Genomic DNA, 13299 nt, shown 5'->3' on the forward strand with positions numbered 1-13299 from the left:
AAAAGTCTTACTCACTAATGGAGGACACCGAATTATGGAAGAACAAAAGACAGAATTACATAACGCAGGGTATAAAGCTTGGCTCGAATATCCTTATATTCAATCGAGTGCAGTAAGAGAATGCTATTCTCCTTGGTGCTATAACATTTTGACAGTCAAACAAGATCATCCAGTGATCAAAAGTGCTGTGCAAGAACTAACACGTGGCATACAAGGAATGCTGGATATAGATGCTACTATTACTGAATCTCAGGATAAAGATATGCAGGCCTGTATTGTGATCGGTACATTTGGTAGTAATCATCCGTTGATTACGCAGACCTTTAGCGAGGCTACAAGGACAGCAATTGGATCAGAAGGATATGCCATTCGAACAAACACGGAGAAGGACTGTATTGCAATAGGTGCTTCCACACCCGTGGGATTACTGTACGGTGTATTTGCATTCTTACGCTTGCTTGGAACGGGTCAATCGATTAAGGCGTTGGATATGTTGGAACAGCCGGTAAATACGCTCCGCATGATGAATCAATGGGATAACATCGATGGAAGCATCGAACGTGGTTACGCGGGGAAGTCCATATTCTACTCAGACAACGAAATCACTAAGGACTTTGATCGATTGGAAGATTATGCGAGAATGCTCGCTTCGATAGGAATCAATGCGATTGCTATAAACAATGTCAATGTACATCGGTTTGAAACGATGTTTATTACGGAGCGCTATCTTCCTGACATCGCGAGGATTGCCGATATCTTCCGTACCTACGGGGTGAAGCTATTCCTAAGTATTAACTATGCTAGCCCGATCGAAATCGGTGGATTGAATACAGCTGATCCGTTAGATTCTGATGTACGCCAATGGTGGAAGGCAAAGGCGGTAGAAATTTATAAATTGATTCCAGATTTCGGCGGTTTCCTCGTAAAAGCTGATTCAGAGAATCGTCCAGGTCCATTCACTTATGATCGTGATCATGCAGAAGGTTCGAACATGCTGGCTGAAGCTTTATTGCCTTTCGGGGGAATCGTCATCTGGCGCTGCTTCGTTTACAATTGCAAACAGGATTGGCGGGATCGCTCCACCGATCGTGCACGAGCGGCATATGATCACTTTAAACCGCTAGATGGTCGATTCATGGATAATGTTATTTTGCAGGTGAAGAATGGACCGATGGATTTTCAAGTACGGGAAGGTGTGTCTCCGCTGTTCGGTGCCATGGAGCATACTAATATGATGATTGAGTTTCAGGTTACGCAGGAATATACAGGCCAACAGCGTCATGTCTGCTACCTCATTCCTCAATGGAAGGAAGTTCTTGATTTTAATACTTACGCAACGAATTCGGAGTCATCGGTGAAACGGGTCGTCGATGGATCCATGTTCGGTTATAAATATAGCGGCTTCGCTGCTGTTTCAAATATTGGTAATGATCATAACTGGACGGGGCATTTGTTAGCGCAGGCCAATCTATATGGTTACGGGCGTCTCGCTTGGAATCCGGAATTAAGTGCAGAGCAAATCGCGAAGGAATGGACAATGCTCACGTTCAGTGCAGAGGATGAGCAGTTAATAGATACGATTCGTGAGATCTTGTTAACCTCCTGGAATATCTATGAATCTTATACTTCGCCGCTTGGGGTAGGCTGGATGGTCAATCCTGATCATCATTACGGTCCAAATGTGGATGGATATGAATATTCGAAATGGGGAACGTATCATTTTGCAGACTTACAAGGGATTGGCGTAGACCGGACAATAAAGACGGGTACGGGATATGTTGCTCAGTATCAAGGAGCGAATGTAGATTTTTATGAATCGGTAGCTACTTGTCCAGATGAGCTATTACTCTTCTTTCATCATGTATCGTATACGCATACTCTTAAATCTGGTAAAACGGTCATCCAGCATATTTATGATACGCATTTTGATGGCGTGGATCGCGCAGCAGGGCTGAAAGAGAAGTGGCAATCCCTTGAGGGGAAAATGGATGGCAGCAGGTTTGGACAGGTGGCAGACCGTCTGCACGAACAGGTACTACATGCCCGCGAGTGGAGAGATATCATCAATACGTATTTCTATCGAAAAAGCGGTATCCCAGACCAGCATCAACGCACAATATACTAAATATTAGCATTAGGAGGAGTGTGTCCAGCAGGGCCACTCCTTCTGTTGCTCCATCCCTTTGTTTCATAATCCTATGAGAAGAAAGGAAGATACACCTTGAATCAGAAAAGATTATTTAATGAGGGCTGGGAATTCGCCAAGAGTACTTTAGAAGTGACGTATGCTGAGTCCTTGGATTTCCATCCCGTCGATCTCCCACATGATTGGTTGATTTATAACACGTTAGACTTATATGAGAATAGTATTGGCTGGTATCGAAAATATTTTATAAATACGAAGAACGATGAGCAGCTATTGCTGTGTTTTGATGGTATTTATATGGACTCCACGATTTATGTGAATCATCAATGGGTTGGGGAGTGGAAATACGGTTATTCTTCCTTTGAATACGAGATTACAGATATGCTCATAGACGGGGAAAATGAAATTCTAGTGAAGGTTGTGCATCAGAGTCCGAATAGTAGATGGTATTCAGGAGCGGGTATCTACCGGAATGTATGGCTCAAGACAAGAGATTGCAATCATATCGTGACAGATGGAATTTACATTCATACGGTACAAAAAAATGACGTTTGGCGAGTGGAGATCGACACCGATGTGAGCATTACAGGAGATATGCGGCTTTCCCAAACCGTTCTACACAAGGATCGAGAGATAAAGACCAGTGTTGAGAAGATCTCCGCAGTAGGATTAACACAAGTTACCTCACGTGTAAGTCAGGTGCTGACTGTAGAGAATCCTTTATTATGGAGCCCCGGTGAGCCGCATTTATATCAGCTAAAAACGGAATTGCAGCATAAGGCACCTGATCAGGGCTCTGATGATGTGTGGACAACAATAGAAGAAGTAACACAGTTTATAGGTTTTCGAACGATTGTACTGGATCCTCAAGAAGGAATGCTTCTGAATGGGTTAAAGATCAAGCTTAACGGAGTTTGTGAGCATCATGATCTTGGAGTATTGGGTTCGGCGTTTCATACAGCAGCATTGCGAAGAAGACTTGAGATCTTAAAGGACATGGGCGTAAATGCAATACGCACCGCTCATAATATGCCTGCAGCAGAGCTTATGGATCTGGCGGACGAAATGGGGCTGCTTGTGGTTTCAGAAGCCTTTGATATGTGGGAGCGATCGAAGACCACATATGATTACGCAAGATTTTTCAAGGACTGGGCGTTAAAAGATGTGAGAAGCTGGGTCATGCGAGATCGTAATCATCCAAGCTTGTTCATGTGGAGTATTGGCAATGAAATTTATGATACGCATGCTGACAGGCGAGGGCAAGAATTGACGAGCATGTTGATGGAAGCCGTGCTTCAATATGATCCGAAAGGCAACGGGAAAGTAACCATTGGATCGAACTATATGCCATGGGAGAATGCTCAGAAATGTGCGGACATCGTAAAGGTGGCAGGCTACAATTATGCGGAAAAATATTACCATCAGCATCACGCGGAACATCCTGACTGGATTATCTATGGTAGTGAAACCGCCTCTATTGTGCAGAGCAGGGGAATATATCATTTTCCATTCGAGCAATCCATCCTGGCTGATGACGATGGGCAGTGCTCTGCACTAGGTAATAGCTCTACAAGCTGGGGAGCGAAGTCAGCAGAAGCGTGTATTATCGCGGAGCGAGATGCAGCGTTCTCATTAGGGCAATTTATATGGACGGGTTTTGATTATATTGGTGAACCTACACCGTATCATACGAAGAATTCGTATTTTGGGCAGATTGATACAGCGACCTTTAAAAAGGATTCATATTACATCTATCAATCGGCTTGGACAAATTACAAGGAGCATCCCATGGTGCATATTTTTCCCTATTGGGATTTCAATCCCGGTCAAATGATCGATGTTCGAGTCTGCTCGAATGCTCCCAAGATAGAATTGCAGTTCAATGGTGAGACTGTTGGGACCTATGAAATCGATCATGTGCATGGAACGCAGCTAGCGGGCTGGTGGAAGATTCCTTATGAAGCAGGCGAGCTCAAGGCAATCGCTTATGATAAGGCTGGCCAAATCATTGCAGTAGACATTAGGAAATCGTTCGGGGATGCGAGTCGAATCTGCTTAAAGGCTGATAAGGGTACACTCCTTGCGAACGGCACAGATTTAATCTTCATCGAAATTACGATGGAGGATGAGCGCGGGAATGCCGTTGAGAATGCAAATAATCGCGTTCAGGTTCAGGTGAACGGAGCAGGCCGTTTGATCGGTTTAGATAATGGAGACAGCACGGACTATGATCCATACAAAGGAAAGAGTAGACGCTTGTTCAGCGGTAAGCTTATGGCGATTGTTGCTGCGAGTTTAGAAGCGGGTACGATAACAGTTGAGGTTACCTCGAAAGGTGTAGTAGGTAGTAAGCTACAGCTTCAATCGCTCCCTGTGGCAGATCGTGGAATAGGCATTTCAGCTAACACTAGAAATCTAGAGTTGCCCTGTGTAATGGGAAATGTAGAAGAAATTCCTTTACGAAAGATTGAAATTATTAGTCATTCTGGACAACAGTTTAATGAAAATAGAAGAGAAATGAATGTACACGCCATCCTTTACCCTAAAGACACTTCCTATACTGAAGTGGAGTGGAGTATTGTAAATGATGCAGGGATTGAGTCCAATCTAGCGCGGCTCGAACAACTGGGACAAGAAGCCAAGATCACGGCGTTAGGAGATGGGAGTTTCCGCGTTCGCTGTATGAGTAAGAACGGTACGGAAAAGACAAAGCTGATTTCACAGTTGGAATTTACAGCGAGCGGTCTGGGGACGGCTTACAAGGATCCGTTCGGATTTATATCTGGCGGTCTATATGACGAGGTTAAAGGCGAAGTCGGGAACGGAAATGAACGAGGCGTAGCAACGAGTCGAGATGGTGAGACGCAGGTTGCTTATCGCGAGATTGACTTTGGAACTTACGGCTCGGATTTGATAACGATTCCCCTATTCGCATTGTCTAGCGAAGCCTACGAGCTCCAGATTTGGGAAGGCATGCCGGACGAAGAGAATAGTGAGCTTTTGGCAGACGTTATTTATCAGAAGGAATCGCAATGGAATGTTTATCAGGAGGCAACCTATCTATTATCCAAAAGACTTACTGGCATCAGCTCTATTTGTTTTGTATTACAGAAGAAGGTGCACATTAAAGGCTTCTCGTTTGTGAAAAAGAACCGAGCGTTCGAGCAGAATAGGGCTGTGGATTGTGATCGCATTTATGGTGATACGTTCACCATCGCGGAACAGGGTGTTGAAGGAATCGGGAATAACGTATCTCTCGTGTTCGAGCAGATGGATTTTACGACGGAAGGTACTTCAAAGCTTGTCATTTGTGGGAGATCTCCGATCGATAAGAATACCATTCATCTTCGCTTCGAAGAGGGTGAAGCATCTAACAATCAACTGATCGAATTTACACAGTCAGATGGATATGTAGAGCGAGTATTTGAGTTGGAGAAAGTGACAGGGGAGCAGAAGGTAACGTTTATCTTCTTGCCTGGAAGTCAGTTCGATTTCGGTTGGTTTCGGTTTGAATGATCGATTGTCCTTTCAACTACTACGATAAATGAGGTGCGTGTACATGTTAACAGGCAAGATGAATGCTGCAATAATGGATGAGCAATTATCGATTTCTGTGAAGCAAATAGATATTCCTGTTCCTAAGGAAAATGAAGCGCTAATTAAGGTGTATTGTATAGGAATTTGCGGGTCAGATGTTCATTACTATGAGCATGGAAGAATCGGTCGTTATGTAGTAAAGGAACCGATCATATTAGGCCATGAGCTGGCTGGTGAAGTCGTTGAGGTTGGTAAGCAGGTATCAAATATAGCTGTAGGTGACCGAGTAGCGGTTGAGCCAGGAGTGACCTGTGGACAATGCGACTATTGTAAATCAGGACGTTATAATTTGTGCCCAGATGTGGTCTTTCTTGCAACACCCCCAGTAAATGGGGCTTGGGCAGAATACATTGTCATGCCAAGCGATTATCTATTTAAACTTCCGGATTCTATGAGTTATGAGGAAGGTGCAATGCTGGAGCCATTGTCGGTTGGTTTTCACGCAATGATGCGTGGTAAGGTTCAACCGTTTGATCGAGTGCTAATAACGGGTCTTGGTCCGATCGGACTGCTTGCAGGACAAGCAGCAAAGCTATTTGGCGTTTCTGAAATTTATGGTACGGATGTCGTACCTTTTCGGCGTCAACTTGCAATGGAGATGGGCTTCACTGCAGCATTAGATCCAGTAAAAGAGAATGTTGGACAGCGCCTCAATGAGTTAACGAACGGATTTGGAGTTACACTCGTCGTAGAATCATCGGGTAACGCAAGGGCGATGGCGGATACAATTAAGTGGGTTCGCCGTGGCGGGAGAATTGTATTTGTCGGTTTACCAGCCGATAGTGCTATTCCGATGGACATGGGACAATTTATCGATGGTGAGATCGATGCTTATGGTGTTTTTCGTTACGCGAATACCTATCCGGCTGCGATCCAAGCGTTGCAGCATTCTTCATTAGATATTGAGAAAATAGTTACGCATCGCTTTGCGCTTACAGATACTCAAGAGGCTCTTGAAGTAGCACGTAAAGAGAAGGATACAAGTATTAAGGTAATGATTTATCCGAATATGCCTTAATGCGTGTTATATAAAAAGAGACCGTCCCAAAAACCATGAAAATGGCTGCTTGAGGCGGTCTTTTTGTGTTTACGTAGGAGCAACTATTGCTTTTTATATGGACGCTCCGCGAACGGACCGTTGTTCCAATCGCTGTGGTCTCCAGATTTAATTTATTTTCCCTACGCGGTAAAAATCCGGAGACCAAGGCGAACGCTATCGCTTTTCCACAATCAGTCCGTCCTCTCCGCTGTTTTAGAGGGGGAAGTTTCAACAAAAAAAACGAGACCGAAGACACATAGATATGCCAAGTTGGACAAATCTTTCTACTGTAGGACAGCCTCTTCGCGTTATTACGCTTTAATATAATCTGCAAAATTCTCCAGTAAATATAAGGAGTTCATATCTTCACGCAAATGATGCTGGACTAGCTCATCCACTTTGTCTGGTTCATGGTTTGTCATACAATCCAGAATCATGTGATGCTCGCTCAAAATTTTCTCCAGCTTTTCTGGCTTTAGCGTATGCAAGCGTCGATATCTTTCATAATGCACATGGGAAAACTTAATTTGCTCCCACAAAAATTCATGTCCTGCTAATGTGAATAACGTCTTATGATAGGCGTCATCCAAAGCAAAAAAGTGCTCAATGGAATGTTCTTGATGTATGGCATTTTTTTGTTCTTCTAGGTTCTTCTTAAGTTCTATAATTCCTTTAAGAGTAAGGCTATCGCATAGACCTTTGATAATATCCTTTTCTAAAACGCTTCTTAAATAGATCATTTGCTCGACAGATTCCAAATCAATGTATGAAACCAGATTCCCTTTCTTCGGATACACATCAATATAGGACTCGAGGGATAGCTGCTTTAGTACATCGCGCAAAGGTGTTCTGGATATCTGAAACCGTTCGGATAACACGGTCTCACTTAGAATGGTTCCAGGTTTTAGCGTTAAATTAAGAATTTCGTGCTTTAATAGGTTCAAAATATCATTTTTGGTGGACATGAGGTTGCGTCTCCATTGCCGTTGAATTTGTAGTGCTGATATCTGAAACGGGATCCTGAAATAAGATAGTGATTTCATTATATAATTTTTTAATCTTGTATACAAGATCGGGGATTATTGATTTTATGTCATTGACAAAAGGTATTATTTAAATCTAATATTTGAGTATATTATCTTGTATACAAGATCTCGACATATGAAATTATAGGAGGTTTTATCTAGATGAACATGACATGGAGATGGTATGGAGAAGGCAATGACAACATTACGCTTGATCATATCCGGCAAATTCCGGGGGTAATGGGTATTGTCTGGTCACTACATCATAAGGTAGCGGGCGAAGTGTGGGAAATGGATGACATTCAAAAGGTTGCGGATCAAATTACGAGCAAAGGGTTTAGCACTGCCGTAGTAGAGAGTGTGAACGTCCATGATGATATCAAGATTGGACTCCCGACGCGTGATAAATATATCGATATTTACATAGACACCATACGGAAGCTTGCCAAGGTCGGTACTAAAGTGATCTGTTACAATTTCATGCCTATCTTTGACTGGACTCGGACGGAGCTGTACAAGGAATTGCCAGATGGCTCGAATGCTCTTTTTTATGAAAATGCGGCCATTAATGAGAACCCGCGCGACATGGTAAATCGTATTCTCGAGGGGGCAGGCGAATTTACGATGCCTGGCTGGGAGCCAGAGCGTCTTGCGAAGCTCGATGAGCTATTCGCCGCTTATGCAGATATAACGGAAGAGAAGCTGTTCGAGAACTTGGTCTATTTTCTGAAGCGCATTATTCCTGTCTGTGAAGAAGTCGATATCAAAATGGCTATTCATCCCGATGATCCTGCTTGGCCGATCTTTGGCTTGCCCCGCATTGTCCGCAGCCGTGATACGATCCGTCGTTTACTTGACGCAGTAGATAGTCCGTATAATGGATTAACCTTCTGCACTGGGTCGCTCGGTACGAATCCGAAGAACGATCTGCCGGCTATGATTCGGGAATTCTGTAATCGCATTCATTTTGCTCATATTCGAAATGTTAAGGTTTTTGAGAACGGAGATTTTATTGAGGTCTCTCATCGTGGACGGGATGGTAGTGTGGATGTGGCAGAGGTTGTTAAAGCGTATCATGAGAATGGATATACGGGGTATGTGCGTCCAGATCATGGTCGTCATTTGTGGGGGGAAGAGAAGACTTGCCGCCCGGGGTACGGGCTGTACGATAGAGCAATGGGGATCATGTATTTACTTGGTGTGTGGGATAGTCTCGACAATACGATGGGGGTGAAGTGAATGCTGCTTCTGACAAGAGAGAGTATTCAATCATGTGCAGAGGCGTGGAAGGACGCTGACGTGGAGCTTCCTCAGTTTGATTATGAGCAGGTGGCGGAGAATACGCGCGTTAGGCCGGAATGGGTTCATTTTGGAGCGGGAAATATTTTTCGGGGATTTGTTGCGAATGCTCACCAGAAGCTGTTGGATCTTGGAAAAGCAGATACAGGTATTATTGCCGCTACCTCCTCTGACTACGAGCTGATTGACAAAATTTATAAACCGCATGATCATTTAACACTTCTCGTACTAATGAATGCGAGTGGCGAGTTTACAAAAAAGGTCATTAGCAGCATTACCGAAGCTATTATGGCAAACAAGAATCGAGCGCAGGATTACTGCCGTTTGGTTGAAATTTTTGAAAACCCGAGCCTGCAGATGGCCAGCTTCACCATTACAGAGAAAGGTTATACCTTGACCGGTCCTGATGGAATGTACCTTGATATCGTGAAGAAGGATATGGAACAAGGCCCAGAGCAGCCATCCCACAGCATGAGTGTTATCGCTTCTCTAGCGTACCGTCGATATCTTAAGGGGCAGTATCCGATGACTTTTGTCAGTATGGATAACTGTTCGCACAATGGGGATATGTTGAAAAATAGCGTGATTACAATCGCCAAGGCATGGGCTGCGAAAGGGGTTGTGGAGCAAGGTTTTGTTGCGTACCTCGAAGACGAGAGTCGCATAACATTCCCCTTATCGATGATCGATAAAATCACACCACGTCCATCCGAGGTAGTACGTAATGCTTTACAGGAGCAAGGGATTGGCGGCATGGATATACTTATTACCTCGAGGAACGCTCATACCGCGCCTTTTGTTAACGCAGAAGTTAGTGAATATCTGGTCATTGAGGATAAGTTTACGAATGGGCGACCTTTATTAGAAGAAGCCGGCATTATATTCACAGATCGTGAGACCGTGAACAGGGTAGAAACGATGAAAGTTACCACCTGTCTAAACCCCTTGCATACTGCATTAGCGGTCACTGGCTGTCTACTAGGCTACACACAGATTTCGGATGAGATGCAGGATCAGACTCTACGTACATTAGTCGAGCGGATTGGGTATAAGGAAGGATTGCCTGTAGTTGTAGATCCTATCATTCTACGTCCACAGCAGTTCTTGGATGAAGTGCTGCAAGAGCGACTCACGAATCCATTTATTCCAGACACCCCGCAGCGAATTGCGACAGATACGTCGCAGAAGGTAGGCATTCGTTATGGGGAAACGATCAAATCCTATGTACAACGCGAAAATCTTCATCCAGCTGAATTGACAGCGATTCCACTAGCAATTGCTGCTTGGTGCCGCTATTTGATCGGAGTGGATGATGAAGGAAATTCATTTGAGCTAAGTCCCGATCCGTTAATGGAGTCGCTTCAAGCGCATCTGCAGGGAGTGACTTTGGGAGATTCGACCTCTAATGTGCATAGAATTCTAGATAATGAGAAGATTTTTGGTGTACCGTTATATGAAATCGGTCTGGGTAGCAAGATTGAAAGTTACTTCTATGAGATGCTGAAAGGCCCAGGAGCTGTACGGAGAACGTTGGAAAAGCATTTAAATGAAGAGTTAGGGTAAATCACATTTACAAAAAGCCTCATGGAGTAAAAGCTACTGCACCCCGCAGAGCTATCCCCCATGAGGCTTTTTCGTGTCTAGTCCATTTGGTTTATCTGAATTTAGCAGTCTAGTACGCTAATATACCTACTTTTTCAAAAAAATAATTATAGTTAATATTTCCATAACATTCCTCTGCAACAGAGTTGACAATTGTAGACGAAAATGACATTAGCAGTTACCTATACGAAAAGGGTGAATCTAATTGAAAAACAGTAAATGGATTAGCGCAACGTTGGCTTCAGCACTTCTTGCAACTGTAGGCGTTGGGAGTGTATCTGCAGCTAGCATCGGCAGTAATGTAAAATCTGTGGCTACCAATCAAACCGCTGCAAAAACAGCAGTTAAAGAAGGTACAGCCACTTGGAATGTAAATGGTACGCCGATTGTGTTTAACACCATTAATAGCAGTGGTTACAAGTTGTACTCGCTGAATCAGGTAGCTGGTGAAATTGGAGCTAAGTTAGTACTTGGAGCTGGCGGGTTTGAACTTAATGACAGCAAAGGATTACATAATGTGAAGCTCAAAACAGGCTCAAAGAGCTATCAAGTAGATGGTAATTCTGAGACATTCACAGTTGCTCCAGTATTTTATAACGGTAAAACCTATGTAGAGCTTTCAAAGTTAGTTTATGCATTAGGTGGAGAACTGGATGCTGACGCTAGCACGATTCTAAGCTTTGCTCGTCCTGAAGGATTGTTTGATACTTTGCACTGGACAGCAGCTGGAAGTCTGATTGCGAACAAAAGTGATGCTGAATCTGCTCAACTTATCAAGTTCAGCACAGAGCCAGGTAACTACGAAGTATTTTCATCAAATGACAGTGCAGTAGATTTTGCAGTATCGCCGGATGGGCAGTGGGGAGCTTTCAATGATGAGACTGGTTTGTTGAATCTGATTAACCTGTCTAGCGGAGCTACTAAGACACTTGGCACTGACAATAGTGTAAAAACGGATCTGGTGTGGTCGAACGATGGTAAAAGTATTTACTTCGTCCAAGGTGACAAGCAAGAGAAACTCGCAAAAATCGCTGTAGACACTGGTGAAGTTAAATCCGTATTGGCAGACAAAGTAGAAAATAAATCCGAACTGCGCATTTCCGCTGATGAAAAGAGCGCCGTTTATATCGTTAACTTGACGGGTGTTGCTAAAAACGATGCGGACAGCACAGAAGATTCTCTTACTGTAGACTTCAGCTCTGCTGGAGAGCAGCTTTACAAGCTTGACCTGGCTACGAAAGATGCTAAACCAGCTGCACTGACAACTACACCGGATAACAAACTGTACCCTGAAATTTCTGCTGATGGTAGCGTCGTTTACCTGAGTGCAGATGCTGAGGGTAACGCAGCTAACACATTGAAGGTTGTAAAAGCAGACGGAAAAAGCAGCAACATTGCACTTGATGTTGAAGTAACTTGGTCTACTGGCGTTAAGAACGGCTTGGTTGTAGCAGGTTCAGCGGCAGATGGAAGCACAGTAGTCTATTCCGTTGATAACAATGGAGCTAAGACTGAGCTGTTCCGCTCCACTGAAGATGTATCTGAAGTAGCTGTTTCGAATGATGGAAGCAAGCTTGCTATCGTAAGTGATGGCGGTGTATGGGTGGTTCAAGGCGGTAAAGCATTGCAACTGTCGAAATAATAAATATCCCTAATCATATTTTAACGGCGTAGAGCCGAGAGGAGAAATAATACAAATGAAGATTTTCAAAAAGCTAACAGTAACGGCTCTAACGGCTGTAATTGCGGTAACCGCATCTTTCGCAGGGGTTGCAGCAGCAGCCGATTCACTTAAAGGTAAAATCACAGTTAACGGTTCAACCGCACTTCTTCCATTGACGCTTCAAGCGGCAAAAGAATTCCAAAAGCTGCACCCTAAAGTGAAAATCGCAGCCTCAGGTAAAGGTTCAGTAACTGGACCTCAAGCTGTTAAAAAAGGCATCGCTGATATCGGTGCTTGCGACTGGGATGCTAGCATCGACGTACCAGGCTTCAAAGCTTTTGACGGTCAAGTAGCAAACAAAGTAGCAGTTATTCCTTTTGCTACAATCGTTAACAAAAATGTTGGTGTAGATAACCTTACAACTGAACAGCTTAAAGGTATTTTCGCAGGTAAAATCACGAACTGGAAAGAAGTAGGCGGTTCAGATGCTGACATCGTGGTTATCACTCGCTCTTTCGGTTCCGGTACACGCGTTAACTATCAAGCTAAAGCTTTGGATGGCGGAGATATCGTTAAAAAAGCTAAGAACTACAAAGAAACAGGTTCATCCGGTGACATGAAGACTGCCGTAGGAACAACTCCTAACTCTATCGGTTATATCGACCTTGTATATGTAAGTGGCGACGTAAAAGCTGTTAAACACAACGGTATAGCTGCTACTACAGACAACGTAATCAATGGATCTTATAAGATCTGGGCTTATGGTTACTACATGACTAAAGGCCAACCTACTGGCGCTACAAAAGAATTCATCGAATACGTACAAAGCAAGAAGTTCCAACAAGGTTCCCTGAAAAAGCTTAAATTTATTCCGATCGCAGCAATGAAGGGCTAATAACATCTAAAGATCATATTGAACGGTAACAGC

Annotated in this window: 8 protein-coding genes; 7 read left to right on the top strand and 1 reads right to left on the bottom strand. The window is 43.7% G+C overall.

Going from position 1 to position 13299, the window contains the following annotated elements; genetic code table 11:
* Positions 1–34: 34 nt before the first annotated feature.
* The 3 genes from MKX60_RS09835 (at position 35) to MKX60_RS09845 (ending at position 6761) form a co-directional block, all read left to right on the top strand.
* Positions 35–2125: an alpha-glucuronidase family glycosyl hydrolase gene (locus MKX60_RS09835; protein ID WP_341059658.1), complete on the top strand. Its 2091-nt coding sequence runs from the start codon at positions 35–37 to the stop codon at positions 2123–2125.
* Between the two features lie 96 nt (positions 2126–2221).
* On the top strand, positions 2222–5662 hold the full coding sequence (locus MKX60_RS09840; protein WP_341059660.1) for a glycoside hydrolase family 2 TIM barrel-domain containing protein: 3441 nt from the start codon (positions 2222–2224) through the stop codon (positions 5660–5662).
* Between the two features lie 43 nt (positions 5663–5705).
* Complete coding sequence (locus tag MKX60_RS09845) at positions 5706–6761, top strand: NAD(P)-dependent alcohol dehydrogenase (RefSeq protein WP_042191285.1); 1056 nt, start codon at positions 5706–5708, stop codon at positions 6759–6761.
* A gap of 332 nt (positions 6762–7093) precedes the next feature.
* Here the strand turns inward: MKX60_RS09845 and MKX60_RS09850 are convergent, their stop codons facing one another.
* Positions 7094–7747 carry a GntR family transcriptional regulator gene (locus MKX60_RS09850; RefSeq protein WP_341059662.1) on the bottom strand — a complete coding sequence of 218 codons (654 nt, stop codon included), beginning with the start codon at positions 7745–7747 and terminating at the stop codon, positions 7094–7096.
* A 222-nt stretch (positions 7748–7969) separates the two neighbouring features.
* Between MKX60_RS09850 and uxuA the strand changes: the two genes are divergently transcribed.
* From uxuA to MKX60_RS09870, 4 genes are all read left to right on the top strand, one after another.
* Positions 7970–9046, top strand: coding sequence for a mannonate dehydratase (gene uxuA / locus MKX60_RS09855; protein WP_341059664.1), 1077 nt, complete (start codon positions 7970–7972; stop codon positions 9044–9046).
* The gene (locus MKX60_RS09860; RefSeq protein ID WP_341059665.1) at positions 9047–10669 is read left to right on the top strand and encodes a mannitol dehydrogenase family protein; all 1623 of its coding nucleotides are present in this window, start codon (positions 9047–9049) and stop codon (positions 10667–10669) included.
* 244 nt (positions 10670–10913) lie between these two features.
* A complete protein-coding gene (locus MKX60_RS09865; RefSeq protein ID WP_076286456.1) occupies positions 10914–12350 on the top strand; it encodes a stalk domain-containing protein in 1437 nt (478 codons plus the stop codon).
* 55 nt (positions 12351–12405) lie between these two features.
* Positions 12406–13266, top strand: coding sequence for a phosphate ABC transporter substrate-binding protein (locus MKX60_RS09870; RefSeq protein ID WP_076286457.1), 861 nt, complete (start codon positions 12406–12408; stop codon positions 13264–13266).
* Positions 13267–13299: the final 33 nt, after the last annotated feature.

The organism is Paenibacillus sp. FSL R5-0914, assembly GCF_038004525.1.
Taxonomy (GTDB): domain Bacteria; phylum Bacillota; class Bacilli; order Paenibacillales; family Paenibacillaceae; genus Paenibacillus_AQ.